Source organism: Gluconacetobacter azotocaptans, assembly GCF_014174355.1.
Classification (GTDB): Bacteria; Pseudomonadota; Alphaproteobacteria; order Acetobacterales; family Acetobacteraceae; genus Gluconacetobacter; species Gluconacetobacter azotocaptans.
This window is the reverse complement of the sequence record NZ_JABEQF010000004.1, coordinates 304,730-321,706: the sequence shown is the minus strand read 5'-3', so window position 1 is coordinate 321,706 and position 16,977 is coordinate 304,730. Positions and strand designations below refer to the sequence as shown.

Genomic DNA, 16,977 nt, shown 5'->3' with positions numbered 1-16,977 from the left:
GATGGTCCGAAGCCCGTTGCCGGGGCAGGCTTCATCGATCAGAAATCCATGTCGCCCATGCCGCCCATGCCACCGGCCGGCGCGGCCGGGGCCTTCTTTTCCGGCTTCTCGGCCACCATCGCCTCGGTGGTGATCAGCAGGCCGGCAACCGACGACGCATCCTGCAGCGCGGTACGAACGACCTTGGTCGGGTCGATGATACCGGCCACGACCAGGTCCTTGTAGTCGCCGAGCTGGGCGTCGAAACCGAAGTTGTAGTCGTCGTTTTCCAGCACCTTGCCGGCGATGACCGCACCGTCTTCACCCGCGTTGTGGGCGATCTGGCGCAGCGGAGCCTGCAGGGCCTTGCGGATGATGTCCGCACCGACGCGCTGGTCGTCGTTGTGGAAATGCAGGTGACCCAGAGCGGTCGACGCGCGGGCCAGGGCCGTGCCGCCACCCGGAACGATACCTTCCTCGACCGCGGCGCGGGTCGCATGCAGCGCGTCGTCGACGCGGTCCTTGCGCTCCTTCACCTCGACTTCGGTCGAGCCGCCGACGCGGATGACGGCGACGCCGCCCGCCAGCTTCGCCAGACGCTCCTGCAGCTTCTCGCGGTCGTAGTCCGAGGTGGTTTCCTCGACCTGCGCGCGGATCTGGCTGCAACGGCCCTTGATGTCGTCCGACTCGCCGGCACCCTCGACGATCGTGGTGTTTTCCTTCTCGATGCGGACCTTCTTCGCACGGCCCAGCATCGGAAGCGTCACGGTCTCGAGCTTGATGCCCAGATCTTCGCTGATGACCTGGCCACCGGTCAGGATCGCGATATCTTCCAGCATCGCCTTGCGACGATCGCCGAAGCCCGGCGCCTTGACGGCGGCGATCTTCAGGCCGCCACGCAGCTTGTTGACGACCAGGGTCGCCAGCGCCTCGCCATCGACGTCCTCGGCGATGATCAGCAGCGGACGGCCGGACTGCACGACGCTCTCGAGCAGCGGCAGCATCGGCTGCAGCGACGACAGCTTCTTCTCGTGGATCAGGATGTAGGGGCTATCCAGATCGGCGATCATCTTCTCCGCGTTCGTGATGAAGTACGGGGAGATGTAGCCGCGGTCGAACTGCATGCCTTCGACGACGTCGAGTTCGGTGTGAAGGCCCTTGGCCTCCTCGACCGTGATGACGCCTTCGCTGCCGACCTTCTGCATGGCCTGCGAGATCATCTCGCCGATCTCATGCTCGCCATTGGCCGAGATCGTGCCGACCTGCGCCGTTTCGGCCGGGGTCGTGATCTTCTTGGTGTTCTTCTTCAGCTCCTCGACGACCGCGACGACGGCCTTGTCGATGCCGCGCTTCAGGTCCATCGGGTTCATGCCGGCGGCCACGGCCTTCGCGCCCTCGCGGACGATCGCCTGCGCCAGAACGGTCGCGGTCGTGGTGCCGTCACCGGCCACGTCGTTGGTCTTCGACGCGACTTCGCGCAGCATCTGCGCGCCCATGTTCTCGAACTTGTCGGCCAGTTCGATTTCCTTGGCGACCGACACGCCGTCCTTCGTGATGCGCGGTGCGCCGAAGCTCTTGTCGAGCACGACGTTCCGGCCCTTCGGACCCAGCGTCACCTTCACGGCATCGGCCAGAATGTCCACGCCACGCAGCATGCGCTGGCGCGCGTCACCGCCGAACTTTACGTCCTTGGCTGCCATATCAGAATTCTCCTGTAGGAAACTTGTCGATCAGAATGGAAAGGAACGGGGACGTCAGGCGATCACGCCCATGATGTCGCTTTCCTTCATGATCAGCAGCTCCTCGCCGTTGATCTTCACTTCGGTGCCGGACCATTTGCCGAACAGCACCTTGTCGCCGGCCTTGACGTCCAGGGCCACGATCTGTCCCTGCTCGTTCCGCGCACCGGCGCCGACGGAGATGACCTCGCCCTCCATGGGCTTTTCCTTGGCGGTGTCGGGAATGATGATCCCGCCAGCCGTCTTTTCCTCGCCAGTCAGGCGACGGACGACCACGCGGTCATGCAGGGGCCGAAAATTCGTCATTATGGATCGCTCCACATCAAAAAAGGTAACGCCCTTGAATAAGCGACGCCACCGGGTTGGCGCGCGCGCCAGGCCGCATCGCTTTGGCACTCTCCGCACGAGAGTGCCAACAACAGGTAGGGTCCGCCCCCATTCCTGTCAAGGATCGGCAGCACTTTCTTTCGAAGGCTGCCAAGGTTCTGGGAATAAAAGAATTTTTGTTGAATATGTCAGGGGCTTCCCGCAGGCTCGGCCGATCAGCAACCGTCGATCAAGCAGCGAGGCGTCCATGACCCTTCGGCTTCAGCTCCGCGACTACCGCCTGACCACGGCCGAAATCCTGTATTGCCTGCCCGATCATCCGGCCCTTCTGCAATCCTATGTCTGGCAGGACATGGACCTCGCCCCATCCTATCCCGAATTGCGGCGCTTCCTCGATTTCTGGTCGCGCACGCTCGAGGGGCGTCTCCACTCGGTCCGCGTGGCGTCGCAGACGCTTATCGCCCCACCCTCGGTCACCTGCGCGCGGGCCTGCCTCACGCTTCATTGATCCGACCGCCCCCGGACTTCAGGTCGGGTCGGGGTCCGGTTCGCGTTCCACTCGCGCGCCGTCCAGCGTTTGCGTGGCGCGCGCCGCCTCCTGCGACTGGCGGTCGCGCTCGGTGCGGGTCCGGCCGTACAGGGCACGATTTTCGGCCGCGACCTGCGCCTGCCCGGCGCGCGCCTTGCGTTTTCGGACCTGCCGCAAATTGACGATTTCGGCCATGGTTCCCCCTTATTCGCGCAACAGGAGGACCCTGCCCATGGGCACGACCATAACCCTGACCGCATCGGACGGCCACACCCTGTCGGCCTATATGGCCGGCGCGCCGGACGCCCCCCGCGCCCTTGTGGTGGTGCAGGAAATTTTCGGTGTCAATCATCACATCCGTGCGGTGTGCGACGAATTCGCGGCGGACGGCTATCGTGTCGTGGCCCCCGCCCTGTTCGACCGGGCGGAACGCGATGTCGAACTGGCGTACGATGCGCAGGGGGTGCAGACCGGGCTGCGGCTTCGCGCCGCCATCCCGCCTGACAGGACCCTGCTGGACGTGATGGCGGCTGCCAACGCGCTGAATGATGGCAAGGTTGGCATCATCGGCTATTGCTGGGGCGGCACCGTGGCCTGGATGGCGGCGGCGCGGACGCGGGCCTTCGCCGCCGCCGTGGGGTGGTATGGCGGCGGCATCGCGGCGCAGAACGACCTGGTTCCGCACTGCCCGGTGCAACTGCATTTCGGCGAGACCGACGGATCGATCCCGCTGTCGGACGTCGCGGCCATCCGCGCCGCGCATCCGGACGTGGAGATCCTGACCTACCCGCACGCCGGCCACGGGTTCGGCTGTTCCGAGCGCGACAGCTTCAACGCCGCCGCAACGCAACTGGCCCGTACGCGCAGCCTGGCGTTCCTGGCCCGCCATCTGTAGGCGGGCCAGCGTCAGGTCAGGCGCGGTTCAGCACCCGGCCGGCGACGGCGTCCAGCTTGGCCAGCAGGGCCGGGTCACGCCGGTCGGGCGCGGTGATCAGCGCATGTTCCAGCGCACGATCGCATCCGGCGCGGCACAGTCCACGCGGCTGCCCCAGGGCGGGAATGACCGACGCCACCAGCGCCCTGGCCCGGTCGGCGTTGGACTGCATGACCTTCACCACCGCATCGACCGTCACGCTGTCATGGTCGGGGTGCCAGCAATCGTAATCGGTGACCATCGCCACGGTCGCGTAGCAGATCTCGGCCTCGCGGGCGAGCTTGGCCTCGGGCATGTTGGTCATGCCGACGACCGAGCAGCCCCACGACCGGTACAGATTGCTTTCCGCACGGGTCGAGAATTGCGGCCCCTCCATCACCAGGTAGGTCCCACCCCGGGTCACGTCCAGGCCAAGCCCCCGCGCCTTGTCCTCCAGCGTGTCACCGATGCGCGGGCACAGCGGGTCGGCCATCGAGACATGCGCGACGCAGCCGGTATCGAAGAAGCTCTTTTCCCGTGCGAAGGAGCGGTCGATGAACTGGTCGATGATGACGAAATGGCCCGGCGGCAGTTCCTCCTTCAACGACCCCACGGCCGACAGCGATACGATGTCCGTCACGCCCGACCGCTTCAGCGCGTCGATGTTCGCGCGGTAGTTCAGGCGCGACGGCGGGATCGGGTGCCCGCGCCCATGGCGCGGCAGGAACACGCACCGCACGCCGGCCAGGCGCCCGAACAGCAACTGGTCGGACGGCATGCCCCACGGGGTTTCCACCGTGCGCCACTCCTTGTCTTCCAGCCCGTCGATATCATAGAGGCCGGACCCGCCGATCAGCCCGATCACGGGTTCGACGGCAGGCGTGCCGGACGAAGGGGAGTTAGTGGACATCGGACCAGACTTTCCGTTTGAGGATGAACGCCAGGATGGCAAGGAACAGAAGATAGAGCGTGACCTGCACGCCCAGACGATGACGTTCGGCCAGATGCGGTTGCGCCGCCCAGGCCAGGAAAGTCGTGACGTCACGCGCTTCCTGCGCGGTGGTGGCCGGGGTGCCGTCGGCGTACTCCACCTGCCCGTCATGCAGCGGCGGCGGCATCCCGATTTCGGAATTCGCGGCGTACGGGTTGTAGAACGCCCCGGCATTGGTCGGCACGAAACCCGGCGGGGCCGGGCGATAGCCGGTCAGCAGCGCATAGATCCGGTCCGGCCCACCGGGATAGACCAGCGCCAGCCGCGACTGGTCGGGCGGCGGGGAGCCGTTATTGGCGGCGGCGGCGGCCTCGACGCTGGCGAAGGGCTGGCGGAAATGGTCGGCGGCGGTGGCCGGACGCGTGACCGCCGCCCCCTGCGCATCCACGCCCCCCGGTACGCTCTGGCTGGCCGCGATCTGGCGCACCTGTTCGTCCGTCAGGCCGATCGACGCCAGGTCCCCATAGGTCATGCCGTTCAGGGAGTGGCAGGCCGAGCACACCTGGGCATAGACCGCATATCCGCGCTGGACCGCTGCCATGTCGAAACGGCCCAGCGGTCCGGCGAAGCCCCACGCCTGCGGCGCGGCGACCTCATGCCGACGTTCCTGGGCGCGGGCGGACCCGGGGGCGACCGCCATCAGGACCGCGCCGGCCGCGACCGACGCCACGATGATGGCCCTCATGCGCCCGCATCCATGCCGGAGGAGATACTGCGCGGCAGGATGACCCCGCGCTCCAGCCGCTTTGAAAGCGGCAGCAGAACCAGGAAATGCGCGAAATAATAGGCCAGCGCCACGCGCCCCACGATCATCCACCCGCCTTCGGCATGATGTCGCCCGACCAGCCCCAGCAGGATGAAGGAGGCGACCAGCGCCACCATGCCCAGCCGATAGACCGGGCGAAAACGCGCCGAGCGGATCGGCGAGGTATCCAGCCACGGCACCAGGAACAGGACCAGGATCGACCCCACCGCCGCCAGCAGGCCGCCGAACTTGGACGGCACGGATTGCAGCATCCCGTAGAAAGGCAGGAAATACCATTCGGGTTCGATGTCCGCGGGGGTATGCAGCGGATTGGCCGGGCGGAAGTTCTCGGCCTCGAACATCAGGTTCGGCAGGAAGAACACCAGGACGGCGAACAGCAGCGCGAACAGGATCAGGCCCACCGCGTCCTTGCTTGTATAATACGGGTGGAAGGTCAACGTATCGCGCGGCTCCTTCGGTTCGATCCCCAGGGGGTTGTTCGATCCTGTGACATGCAGGGCCGCGACGTGCAGGACCACCACGCCCAGCACCGCGAACGCCAGCACGAAATGCAGCACGAAGAAGCGATGCAGCGACACGTCGCCCGGGGCGTCTCCACCCTGCAGGAAATGTTCCAGCCACGGGCCGATGCCGGGGATGGCGTCCACCGCCTTGCCCGCGACGTCGGCGCCCCAGTACGACATCTGACCCCACGGCAGGACATATCCCGCGAAGGCGGTGAACATCACCATGACCAGCAGCAGCAGCCCGGTCAGCCACAGCACCTCGCGCGGGCGCTTGTACGACCCGTAATACAGCCCGCGGAACAGATGCACATACAGCGCCGCCAGAAACAGGCTGGCGCCCGTGACGTGGATCGAACGCAACAGCCAGCCGCTGGGCAACTGGCGTTCGATCGCCTCGACCGACGCGAAGGCGCCGGCGGCGGTGGGCGTATAGTTCACAGCCAGGAAGATGCCGGTCGCCAGCATCACCAGCAGCACGACCGTCAGGATCGCGCCGAAATTCCACAACCCGTTCAGGTTCCTGGGCGTCGGATAGTCGATATATTCCTGCCGGAAGCCCGATACGACCGGAAGGCGCGCGTCCAGCCATGCGGCCGCCCCCTCGCCCTTCCCGCCCGTTACGTCACCGGAACCCGCGTCCGTCATCCATCCATCCTTCCGTGCCGTTCCCGCACCCGCGGGCCGGCGCGTTTACCATCCGCCGGCCGCCGTCCGGGCGGACGGCTGGCTTTTGCCCTCCTTACCGGCGAGGCACCCCTTCTTGCAATCGTCCGCGCAAACAGGCACCCGTAGGCCATCGACCGACGCAGACGCAGAAGATGGCCCGACGATGACAGCACCCCGCGCGCCCATACCCCACGACGGCCTGAAGGACGAAGCCCGGACGTGGTTTGAAAGCCTGCGCGACCGGATCTGTTCCGCCTTCGAACGGATCGAGGATGAGGCCGGCGACGTCCAGACGCTGCCGGGCCGCACCCGGCCAGGCCGATTCGAACGCCAGGCCTGGGACCGGACGAACGAGGACGGGACGCCCGGTGGCGGCGGCGTCATCAGCCTGATGCGCGGGCGGGTATTCGAGAAAGTCGGCGTCAACGTATCGACGGTGTCGGGCACCTTCAGCCCCGAATTCCGCACCACCATCCCCGGCGCCGTGGACGATCCGCGCTTCTTCGCGACAGGCATCAGCCTTGTGGCCCATATGTGCAGCCCGCTGGTGCCGGCCGCGCATTTCAACACCCGCATGATCATCACCACCCAGGGCTGGTTCGGCGGTGGCGGCGACATCACCCCCATGTTCCCCGACAGCGCCGAAGCCCAGGCCGATGCCGCCCTGTTCCATGACGGGTTCCGCCTGGCCTGCGACCGGCATGACCCGGCCTATTACCCGCGCTTCAAGGACTGGTGCGACCGCTACTTCTTCCTGCCGCATCGCGGCGAGGCGCGCGGCCTGGGCGGGATCTTCTACGATCGGCTGGACAGCGGGGATATGGGGGCCGATTTCGCCTTCACCCGCGACGTGGGGCTGGCGTTCCTGGACAGCTACCCCGCAATCGTGCGCGGACGCATGGCCGAACGCTGGACGCCTGCCCAGCGCGAGGCACAGTTGGTCCGGCGCGGGCGATACGTGGAATTCAACCTGATCCACGATCGCGGGACCCTGTTCGGCCTGAAGACCGGCGGAAACACCGAGGCGATCCTGATGAGTCTTCCCCCCGAGGTCCGCTGGCCGTAAAGTCCCGCGCAAGCACCATTCCGCGCGGGGCCGCCACGCCTGCCATAGACTTGCCTCATTTCGGCGCCAGACCGGCGCCCGGACCGGCCTTTGCCACGGAGTTTCAGATTTTGCCGTCTGCCCGACCCGCCGACATCGTTTGCAAGCCGTCCGGCCGGTCATAGATGACACTGCGCCGCCGCCACTTCCTGACCTCCGCCGGGCTGGCGCTGGCCGCGGGCCTGTCCCAGGCGCATGCATTCGAGCGGATGACGCAGATCGCCAGCGTGATGCCCGCCGGCAATACCATTCCCGACCCGACCCTGCTGGTGGCGGGCAATGCCGAAAGCACGGCCGGCAAATGGAGCACGGTGCTTTCCCCTGCCCTCATGCAGGGGCTGGAAGCCGCGGCCCCGCTGACGGTCCGCATGACCAGCGGGCAGGACGGCGTGACCGGGGCCAATCTTTTCGACACCCAGATCGTGCCGGACGGGACGACCGCCCTGCTGGTGCCCGGCGCGGCCCTGGTGGCGTCGCTGGCCGGCGATCCGCGCGTCCATTTCGATTTCGGACGCTGGGTTCCCCTGATGCTCAGCCTGGTGTCGCCCGTCGTCGTGGGACGGGCGGACCTGCACCGCACCCTGCGCGACCTGGTGCGCGACAGGCCGGTGCGCGTCGCCGTATCGTCCTATACCGCAATCGAACTGGCCAGCCTTCTGGCCATGGCGGTCTTCGGCCTGCGCCCGGTTCCCGTCGCGGGCTTCGCCAGCCGGACGGAAGCGCTGGCCGCCCTGCGCGAGGGCAAGGTCGACATCGTCCAGATTTCCGACCCCATGTCGCCCGATGCCCTGACCGCGCTGTTCGATACGCTGGGGCAGGACGGGGTGGCGCCTCTCTTCACCCTGTCGGACACCGTGCGGATCGCCTACCACGGCCAGACGGTGCCGACCCTGACCGAACGCTTCGTCCAGGAACGCGGACACGCCCCGACCAGCATGGTCTACGACGCCTGGAAAGCCGTCGCTGCCGCCGCATCGCTGGACGTGGCGCTGGCACTGCCGATGCTGACCCCCCCGGCCCAGGTCGCGGGATGGCGGCATGCCGCCGATGTCGCGGCCTCGGCCGGGGCGGTAGAGGCGCTGGTCAACGGTCGTGGACGCAAACTGGTCAGCGGTCCCGGCTGCGGGCCCCATCTGCGGGAAATGACCGGCGAAATCCAGGCTATCCTGACATTGCGCCGCTGGCTGGCCGTCCATTCCCCCGAATGGCGGCTGGGATAGCCGGCCGCCTGGTCATGAGAATCCTCCGATCGGCGGACTACCGCCGGATGAAATGGAAGAATGGCGGCGGAGAGACCGTGGAAATCGCGGTGTTTCCCGCGCATGCGACATTGGACAATTTCGCCTGGCGCATCAGCATGGCGACGGTTGCATCGGACGGTTCGTTTTCGATTTTCGCCGACTGCGACAGGACATTGTCGCTCCTGTCCGGAAATGGCCTGACCCTGGCATATGACGGCGGCATGGGGATGCATCTGACGACCGCCAGCGCCCCCTATGCATTTCCCGCCGACGCCGCCACGACGGCGACGCTGACGGACGGCCGCGTGACCGACCTGAACGTCATGAGCCGCCGTACACTCATGTCCCATTCGGTGGCGCGCATGGGCGTCGATGGTGAAACAAGCCTGCACGCGGACAAGGGATCCGTCCTGTTTTGCCAAAACGGCCGGATGGCCGTGACACGCGGCGGAACCGTCGCCAGCCTTGCCGCCCAGGACAGCCTCATCATCGGCGACAACGCCGCGGCAGGGCTGACCCTGTCCGGGAAGGCATCGTTTTTCCTGATACGATTTAACGAAATTCCGCAATAGGGGCATTTTCGCCCCCGAGGCAGGACGTCGTTCAATCCACCCCGTCCACCACCACATGCGGCCGGCCGCGCGAACAGGTCTCGACCCGCGCGCGCACCCCATAGACGTGATGCAGCATCGGGGTGGTGATGACCTCGCGCGCGTCGCCTGCCCCCTCGATTCGGCCGCGACGCAGCATGACCACATGATCGGCCTGCTGAAGCGCGATATTCAGGTCGTGCAGGACCACGACCGTCACCATCCCCCGCTCGCGCGTCTCCTGCCGGACGAATTTCATGACCGCGAACTGGTGATGCAGATCGAGGGCGCTGAGGGGTTCGTCCAGCAGCAGGATCTCCGGCTGGCGGACCAGCGCCTGCGCCAGACCGACAAGCTGCCTCTGTCCCCCCGACAGTTCGTCCATGTAGCGCAGTGCCAGATCGTCCACCCCCAGGCGGCCCAGGATCTCCAGCGCCTCGCTGACCTCGTCATCCTCCCAGTCGCCGGCGGGCGCGGCCGCGCGCCGGGCGGCGATCACGGATTCCAGGACCTGGAGGTGCACCGGCGGCGGCAGGGCCTGCGGCAGATAGACGCAATGCCGCGCGCGGGCGGCCAGGCGCATGCGCGACAGTTCCAGTTCGCCGCACCGGACGGTCGCCCCCGACGGTTCGATCCCCGCCAGGGCGCGCAGCAGCGTCGATTTACCACTGCCGTTCGGCCCCAGCAGCGCCGACACCGCGCCCGCCGACAACGGCCCGACCGACAGGTCGTCCAGCACCGTGCGGCGTCCGTAGCGCACGGTGACATGCGTCGCCGTCAGGCCGCTCACGACGCCACCTGCCGCCGCAGTACGATCGTCAGGAAGAACGGGATGCCCACCAGCGCCGTGACGATGCCCACCGGCATGATCACCCCCGGCAGCACGGTGCGCGCCGCGATCGCCGACAGCGACATGATCAGGCACCCCACCATGACGCTGCCCGGCAGATAGAACCGATGGTCCTCGCCCAGCAGCCGGCGCGCGATATGCGGCGCGACCAGCCCCACGAAACCGATCGTGCCCACGAAGGACACCGCCAGCGCCGACAGCACGCTGATCCGCAGCAGGGCCATGATCCGGACGCGCCGGACGTCGATGCCGAAGCTGGCCGCCCGCTCCTCGCCCATCCGGAGCGCGGTCAGCGACCAGGACGAACGGAAGGACAGCGGCAGGATGACCGCGCAGGCCGCGGCAAGGATACCCACCTTGGACCAACTCGCCCGGGTCAGGCTGCCCATGGTCCAGAAGACCAGATCCTGCAACGCGTCCTCGCTGGCCACGAACTGCACCAGGGACACCAGGGCATGGAAGGTGAAGACCAGCGCGATGCCGAACAGGACCACCGTACTGGTCGAGGCATCGCGCAACCGCGACACGAGGTCGAGCAGGAAGGCGGACCCGATCGCGAAGGCGAATGCATCGGCCGACACCACCCATTCCGCGGGAATGCCGGGGATCTGCCATTGCAGGACAATGGCCAGCGATGCGCCGAACGCGGCGGCGGCCGACACACCCAGGGTGAACGGGCTGGCCAGCGGGTTGTTCAGGATCGTCTGCATTTCCGCCCCCGACAGGCCCAACGCCGCGCCGACGCATACCGCCATCAGGGCATAAGGCAGGCGGATCTGCCAGACGATCACGCTCTGCCCCGCCGGGCCGTCATGCGGGTGCAGCAAAATCCGCAGCAGCGTCGCGGGCGACATGCCGGATGGCCCCAGCGCGAAATCGAGCACCACCGACGCCACGATCAGAACCCCCAGCACCGACAGGATCGACACACGCCGTCGCAGCAGCCGCCGATAGGCGTCGCGGACATGCCCGACCCGCTCCGCCGTCAGCAGCATACGCGCCCCCGCGTCCCGTCCGGCCGAGGCACGGGCGTCGGGCATCGTGGCCTGGTCGTTCATCGGGTGCTCATGGCCGGCCCATCGACCCAGTACGTGCCACTGGGGGGTACGGGCAGGAAACGGGAATAGAGTTCGGCCCGCGTCGCCTGCGGATCGACATCCTTGAACAGGTCGGGATGGAACCATTTCGCCATGACTTCGACGGCGAGGATATTGTACGGCGAGTCATAGAACGAATGCCACAGCCCGTAGGCGTGCCCGTCATGGACCGCGCGCAGGGTGGAAATGCCCGGGCGTTGCAGGACGGCCTGCACCGACGCGCGGGCCATGGCCTCGTCCACCTCGGCGCCCATATGCACGGCCAGCCCCTTGAAGGCCGGCCCCTTCGTCCCGTCGACGATATAGATGTCGGGATCGGACGCGATGACCTGTTCCAGAGCGATGTCGCCGATATAGCCGGGCAGCAGCGGGGCCGCGATGTTGCGCCCGCCCGCGGCCTCGATGAACGCCCCCATGTTGCCCTTGCCCGCCGTATGGCAGCAGGCCTCGCGCGTGCCGGCCAGCATTTCCATGAACACCGTCGGGCGCGACGTTTCGGGCAGGGATGCGACACGGCTGCGGATCCGGTCCAGATGGGACTGGTAGAACGCGATATACGCCTCGGCCTCGGCCCGTCGATCCAGGACCTGGCCCAGGATGCGCATGGACGGAACCGTGTCATCCAGCGGATGGGCGCGGAAATCCACGAACACCACCGGAATATGCGCGCTTTCCAGTTGCGCGACCAGTTCGCTGGACGCCCCGGGGCCATGCCCGCTGACCGACAGGATGGCCAGGTCGGGGCGCAGGTCCAGCACCTTTTCGGGGCTGACGGTATCGGCCGTCGTCTTGCCGATCAACGCCACCTTCGCCGCGGCGGGGAACGCTGCCACATACCGATTGTAGGTCTGGACGTCGGCTTCGCGGAATTCGCCCTGCCAGCCGACGATCCGGTCGAACAGATGCTGCTTTTCCAGTGGCGCCAATGCGTAGATCAGGCGCCCCTCGCCCAGCACGATCCGGTGGACCTGGGCGGGAATCTCGACCTTGCGGCCGGTCAGATCAGTGATCGTCTCCGCCCTGGCGGCGGTCGAGACCGCCATCGCGACCGCGAGGCTGGCGATCGTTCGCAGGAAACCGCGCCGGTGCTTTCGAAGGGACACGACCATCAACATACTCCCGCCTGTCAGCCGCCACATTCAGGCCGCCTTGCGGGAAGCTGGCCTTCAACTCGTCGGATTGACGCCCTTCCTTACATGGCCAAGCATGGCCACGCCGTCGGGGCAGTGAACTGGTTCGCGACGTTGTACCCCCATCGTCAGTCACTGAGAAGCATTCGCGGGGAAATCACCCTTCCCGCATAGCTCATATGCCTAGGGCACACCGCCATTTCGGGAACCAGGCAGCCCCCTCAGGGTCGTCCGGGCCGGCGGAGCAGAATGCGAACCGCCCCCTGGTTCGCGGCATGGGGATGAACCACCGCCAGGATCAGCGGGCGCAGGTCGGACCGTCCCAGCCAGAGCGGCAGTTCGCGCCGCAGCACCCCGCCGCCATGGCCCGACCCGAGGCCGGTAATGACTTCGACGCATCTGACATTGTCGGCGCGGGCCTGGATCAGGAAGGCATGCAGCCGGTGGAATGCCGTCTGGGCGTTCTGTCCATGCAGGTCCAGCATGCGGGCGGGGCGCAGCTTGCCGCTGACCAGGGACCGCCAGCTGGTATCGTCGATCCCCGGCCGGCGGATGCCGATTTCCATGGTTGCGTTCGACAGGCCCCGCGCCTGCGACGGAACGGGCGGCCGAACGGAGACTGACGGCAAAGCGGGTTCCCTGGTCCCCGGGGCCTTTGCCTTGCTGTCCGGCACGGGACGGGCCGGCGCGGCCACCGGTTCCGGCGTTCGTACGGCCCCGGCGTCCCGCCGGGCCAGCGGCGTGATGCCCCGCACGAAGGCCGTCCAGAGCGCCTGCTCGTCTTCCCTGAGAATCCGCCGACGGCGCACGCGCGTCCCTCCACCCCGCCGATCGGCGCGGCCCCGGCGCCGTCACATCCGTGCGGGTCATGTCTTCTTAACGGGTTGCCCCGTCGGGACAAAGTCCGAAGCGGATATCGCCGGGGTACCTTCCCCGGCGACCCCGGTTACTGCGCCGCGTCGGTCAGCATCCGGCCCTGGTATGTGCCCGTCAGGGTCCGCAGGAACGCCACGATATCGGCGACGTCATGATCGGACACATCATGGTCCGGCGTCTGGTAGCGCGCCATGTCCCGCACGGCCTGTTCCAGCGTCTTGACGCTGCCGTCATGGAAATACGGGGCGGTCAGGGCGATATTGCGCAGGTTCGGCACCTTGAACCGTTCGCGATCGTCGTCCGAATGGGTCACCATGTAACGCCCCTCGTCGGCGTCGGTCACCTTGCCGCCGCGGTCGGCGAAATAATTGCCTTCCAGCCCCATGACCTCGAACGCCTGCCCGCCCATCGACGCACCGGTGTGGCAGCCGGAACAGCCGACGCTCTTGAACAGGGCGTAGCCGTTCTTTTCCTGCGCGTTCAGCGCCTGCGCGTCGCCCTTCAGGTAACGGTCGAACCGGCTGTCGGGCGTGATCAGCGTCTTTTCATACTCGGCGATCGCGGCGGTGATCGTGTCCTTGGTGATGTCGTCCGACCCGAAGGCGGCCTGGAACGCCGCGATGTAGGTCGGGTCCTGCTTCAGGGTGCCGGCGACCTGTCCCCAGTCGTGCGATCCCATTTCCAGCGGGTTCATCACCGGACCGGCGGCCTGGTCGGCCAGGGTCGCGGCCCGCCCGTTCCAGAACTGGCTCTGGTTGAAGGCGGCGTCATAGACCGTGGGCACATTGATCGGACCATGCTGGTTGTCGATGCCCAGCGCGGTTACGCGCCCGTCGGCCCCGCCATGATCCAGCCCGTGGCAGCTGGCGCAGCTGAGCGTGCCGTTGCCCGACAATTGCTTGTCGAAGAACAGGCGCCGGCCCAAGGCCACCTTGCTGTCGTCGACCGGCAGCGCGTCCGGGATCGGCTGGACCGGTTCGGCCGAAAACCGGGGGCTGACACCCGGGGTGGCGTAATGGGCGCGCCGTTCGTCGGCGATCCACGCCAGCAGGGCGTCACGCTGCGCCTGCGACATATGGGCGTGCCAATGCATCAGCAGGTACAATGTCGGGGGCATGCGGTTCTGGCGGACGACTTCCTCGATCCGCGCCAGTTGTTCCTCGGACGGCACCGTGCCGTTCTGGAACGCCTCGATCACCGGTTCGATCCGGAAATGACGCAGGCCCTGGTCCAGGTCGCGCTGCATCAGCTGGTTCGCCACCGGCACATGGAAATAGAACGGCAGGTCGGTATTGCGCGCGTGGCAATAATCGCAGCGGGCCTCGCGGATCACATTGAACGCGGCCAATGCCGTCGGATTGCCAAGTGTTGGAGAGTGTACGCCCAAATTCGGGGCACTCTCATGATCGAAATGGGTCAGATACCCAACAACACCGCCATAGGCGACGCAGCCCAGGGCCGCGACCGACAGAATGACCTTGCGCACCGACACATCCACTCTCCTCTTTTCTCAGAAGAGTGGTCTGGCCCATCGGTTATTAGACTGTCAAAATAATATTTTCTATCAAAACGATCGAATGGCTCGATGATACCATCGCGATACAGGTCATTTCATCGCCTGGATCAGTCGTTCGCGTGCGACCTTCACATAGGCGGCGTCCAGATCGATCCCGATGCCGCGCGCCCCTTCCTCGGCCGCCGCCACCAGCGTCGTGCCGGTACCCATGAACGGGTCCAGCACCACCGCGTCCGGCCGGCCATGCAGGCGGATGCACATCTGCGGCAGGCGCACCGGGAAGGTGCCGGGATGGTTGAATTTCTGCGCCTTGCCCTGCACCGTCTCGTAGGGGATGAACCAGGTATCGCCCCGGCAGCGCCGATCCTGCGCGTGTCCACGGCGCGCGATGTTCGACTTGTCCTTGTACGGTACGCCGATCTCCAGCCTGCGCAGCGCCACGGTGCCCGACCGCGTCAGGTGAAACAGGTGCTCGTGGTTCCGGTGAAGGTAACGCGCGCTGTTCACCGGCTTGAAATGGCCGAACGTGTCGTCCTCGACCGAGACCGACTTGATCCAGCTGATATGATTCTGCAGGTGAAAGATCGCGCGCAGGCGCACCGCCAGTTCGAACGGAATCCAGGGCTGCGCGGACGACCCCGCGATATTCAGGAAGAACGATCCGTCCGGCCGCAGCACGCGATGCAGTTCGGTCGCGACCTCCATCATCCAGTCCAGATACTGCGTCTCGGCCAGGCGATCGCTGTAGGTGCGATAGTCCAGGCCGATATTATAGGGCGGCGACGTCACCACCACATCGACCGAGGCCGCCTCCATGCGGCGCAGCACCCGCAGGCAGTCCCCCCGGATCAGCAGGTGCGGCCCGATCGGATAGCGCTGGGTGCGGACAGGGCACGGCGCGGCGCGGGCCGCGCCATCCGCCGCAGCCCGGGCCTTGGGTGGCCGTTCGGTCATGCCGCGCCAATCGCCAGGGTCTGCGTCATGATCCGCCACCCTGGGACTGGATCACGACGGGGCGCGGCAGGAACACCACCATCCGCCCGTGCTGGCGCATCTTGCCGGCCGTCTGTTCGGCGTCGGCGCCCCACCCCAGGAAAAGATCGGCCCGCGACGCGCCCTGGATGTCGGTGCCGATATCCTGCGCGAACACCAGGCGTTGCCATGTGCCGGCCGACGGAGCAGGCAACGTCGTCTCGACCCAGATCGGCGCCCCCAGCGGGATGACCCGCCGGTCGATCGCGGCCGATTGCCCGGGGCTGAGCGGCACGCCCATCGCACCCGGCGCGCCCTGGTCGACATAGACATGGTCCAGCATGTTGAAGAAGACGTAGTTCGGATTCTCCTCCATCGTGGTGCGGGCCTGGGCGGGATGGGCGGTCAGCCAGGCACGGATCGACTGCATGCTGACATCGTCCTCGGCCATTGCCCCGTCGCGGACCAGGACCCGGCCCAACGGCACGTAGTCCAGGCCGTTCTTGCCGCCGAATCCCAGGCGCGCGACCTGCCCGCTGGGCAGCCGCACCCGGCCCGATCCCTGGATCTGCAGGAAGAACAGGTCGGCCGGATCGGCGACCCACAGCAATTCCAGATTCCGGCCGGCCAGCGCGCCGGCGTCAATCTGCGCCCGCGACCAGTACGGCACGAACTGCCCGCCCTGCCAGCGCCCCGTCACCATGCGCCCATCGGTGGCCCGCGTCCGGACCAGATCGTCCGGCACGCGATAGACCGGGGTTTGGTAGATCCCGCCGCGCGACAGCGAACCCCGGATTTCCGGTTCGTAATAGCCGGTGAACAGCGTCGATCCGTCGCCGACCTGAACCGGCTGGAACCAGCGTTCGTAGAAAGCGCGCGCCGCCTGGGCATCGCCGGTGGGCAGCGCGGCCGCCGCCCGGCACGCCGGCAGCCAGTCGCCGACATGCGCGCCCGGGCCGCTGTCCGACCCCAGCGTGGCATCCGCCGGCAGGCGTCCCAGATGGCGGCATTCGGTCAGGAAGACCGGAAGCGACTGCTGGGCGGCATCCGCCCCCCATCCTTGCAGGTCGGAGAACGCGACGGGCGGATGCCCGCCTTCGTTCGGCACGGCACAGGCCGACAGCAGGGCGATGGCGGCGGCACCGGCGCCCCGCAGGATTTTAGAGATAAGGGTGTGGGACAAC

General features: G+C 67.0%; 18 protein-coding genes. 5 read left to right on the top strand and 13 right to left on the bottom strand.

The genetic code is table 11. The annotated features are described in order from the left end of the window. Positions 1-38 precede the first annotated feature (38 nt). Positions 39-1,679: a chaperonin GroEL gene (gene groL / locus HLH34_RS07365; protein WP_183118937.1), complete on the bottom strand. Its 1,641-nt coding sequence runs from the start codon at positions 1,677-1,679 to the stop codon at positions 39-41. A gap of 54 nt (positions 1,680-1,733) precedes the next feature. Further along, complete coding sequence (groES, locus tag HLH34_RS07360; RefSeq protein WP_183118936.1) at positions 1,734-2,024, bottom strand: co-chaperone GroES; 291 nt, start codon at positions 2,022-2,024, stop codon at positions 1,734-1,736. 268 nt (positions 2,025-2,292) lie between these two features. On the opposite strand from groES, the gene HLH34_RS07355 reads away from it, so the two are divergent. Next, complete coding sequence (locus tag HLH34_RS07355; RefSeq protein WP_183118935.1) at positions 2,293-2,553, top strand: usg protein; 261 nt, start codon at positions 2,293-2,295, stop codon at positions 2,551-2,553. Between the two features lie 18 nt (positions 2,554-2,571). On the opposite strand, the gene HLH34_RS07350 is transcribed toward HLH34_RS07355, so the two are convergent. Continuing rightward, positions 2,572-2,769 (bottom strand): DUF4169 family protein, encoded by a 198-nt coding sequence (locus tag HLH34_RS07350; RefSeq protein WP_183118934.1) that lies wholly within the window; start codon positions 2,767-2,769, stop codon positions 2,572-2,574. A 37-nt stretch (positions 2,770-2,806) separates the two neighbouring features. On the opposite strand from HLH34_RS07350, the gene HLH34_RS07345 reads away from it, so the two are divergent. After that, complete coding sequence (locus HLH34_RS07345; RefSeq protein ID WP_183118933.1) at positions 2,807-3,469, top strand: dienelactone hydrolase family protein; 663 nt, start codon at positions 2,807-2,809, stop codon at positions 3,467-3,469. 16 nt (positions 3,470-3,485) lie between these two features. Here the strand turns inward: HLH34_RS07345 and HLH34_RS07340 are convergent, their stop codons facing one another. From HLH34_RS07340 to HLH34_RS07330, 3 genes are read right to left on the bottom strand one after another with little or no spacing between them, the layout of a single operon-like run. Continuing rightward, entirely contained in the window at positions 3,486-4,397 is a 912-nt protein-coding gene (locus HLH34_RS07340) for an S-methyl-5'-thioadenosine phosphorylase (RefSeq protein ID WP_183118932.1), read from the bottom strand. Then, the gene (locus tag HLH34_RS07335) at positions 4,387-5,163 is read right to left on the bottom strand and encodes a cytochrome c1 (protein WP_183118931.1); all 777 of its coding nucleotides are present in this window, start codon (positions 5,161-5,163) and stop codon (positions 4,387-4,389) included. The genes HLH34_RS07340 and HLH34_RS07335 overlap by 11 nt, the downstream gene beginning before the upstream one ends. Then, the gene (locus HLH34_RS07330; protein ID WP_183118930.1) at positions 5,160-6,395 is read right to left on the bottom strand and encodes a cytochrome b; all 1,236 of its coding nucleotides are present in this window, start codon (positions 6,393-6,395) and stop codon (positions 5,160-5,162) included. Before HLH34_RS07330 ends, HLH34_RS07335 begins: the two co-directional genes overlap by 4 nt. 184 nt (positions 6,396-6,579) lie before the next feature. Between HLH34_RS07330 and hemF the strand changes: the two genes are divergently transcribed. From hemF to HLH34_RS07315, 3 genes are all read left to right on the top strand, one after another. Further along, on the top strand, positions 6,580-7,482 hold the full coding sequence (gene hemF, locus HLH34_RS07325; RefSeq protein ID WP_183118929.1) for an oxygen-dependent coproporphyrinogen oxidase: 903 nt from the start codon (positions 6,580-6,582) through the stop codon (positions 7,480-7,482). 164 nt (positions 7,483-7,646) lie between these two features. Further along, a complete protein-coding gene (locus HLH34_RS07320; RefSeq protein WP_183118928.1) occupies positions 7,647-8,741 on the top strand; it encodes a hypothetical protein in 1,095 nt (364 codons plus the stop codon). Next, positions 8,726-9,334 carry a HutD/Ves family protein gene (locus tag HLH34_RS07315; protein ID WP_342354501.1) on the top strand — a complete coding sequence of 203 codons (609 nt, stop codon included), beginning with the start codon at positions 8,726-8,728 and terminating at the stop codon, positions 9,332-9,334. Before HLH34_RS07320 ends, HLH34_RS07315 begins: the two co-directional genes overlap by 16 nt. A 31-nt stretch (positions 9,335-9,365) precedes the next feature. Here HLH34_RS07315 and HLH34_RS07310 read toward each other — a convergent pair whose 3' ends face one another. The 7 genes from HLH34_RS07310 to mltA form a co-directional block, all read right to left on the bottom strand. Next, positions 9,366-10,142, bottom strand: coding sequence for an ABC transporter ATP-binding protein (locus HLH34_RS07310; RefSeq protein ID WP_183118926.1), 777 nt, complete (start codon positions 10,140-10,142; stop codon positions 9,366-9,368). Continuing rightward, positions 10,139-11,197, bottom strand: a complete 1,059-nt coding sequence (locus HLH34_RS07305; RefSeq protein WP_183119022.1) for a FecCD family ABC transporter permease — start codon at positions 11,195-11,197, stop codon at positions 10,139-10,141. Before HLH34_RS07305 ends, HLH34_RS07310 begins: the two co-directional genes overlap by 4 nt. A 59-nt stretch (positions 11,198-11,256) precedes the next feature. Next, a complete protein-coding gene (locus tag HLH34_RS07300; RefSeq protein ID WP_306417765.1) occupies positions 11,257-12,342 on the bottom strand; it encodes an ABC transporter substrate-binding protein in 1,086 nt (361 codons plus the stop codon). Positions 12,343-12,650: 308 nt separating this feature from the next. Further along, positions 12,651-13,238 (bottom strand): Smr/MutS family protein, encoded by a 588-nt coding sequence (locus tag HLH34_RS07295; protein WP_183118925.1) that lies wholly within the window; start codon positions 13,236-13,238, stop codon positions 12,651-12,653. Between the two features lie 137 nt (positions 13,239-13,375). After that, complete coding sequence (locus HLH34_RS07290; RefSeq protein WP_183118924.1) at positions 13,376-14,797, bottom strand: cytochrome-c peroxidase; 1,422 nt, start codon at positions 14,795-14,797, stop codon at positions 13,376-13,378. 114 nt (positions 14,798-14,911) lie between these two features. After that, a complete protein-coding gene (locus HLH34_RS07285) occupies positions 14,912-15,775 on the bottom strand; it encodes a DNA-methyltransferase (protein WP_183118923.1) in 864 nt (287 codons plus the stop codon). 25 nt (positions 15,776-15,800) lie between these two features. Next, positions 15,801-16,976, bottom strand: a complete 1,176-nt coding sequence (mltA, locus tag HLH34_RS07280; RefSeq protein WP_183118922.1) for a murein transglycosylase A — start codon at positions 16,974-16,976, stop codon at positions 15,801-15,803. Between the last annotated feature and the right edge of the window lies 1 nt (position 16,977).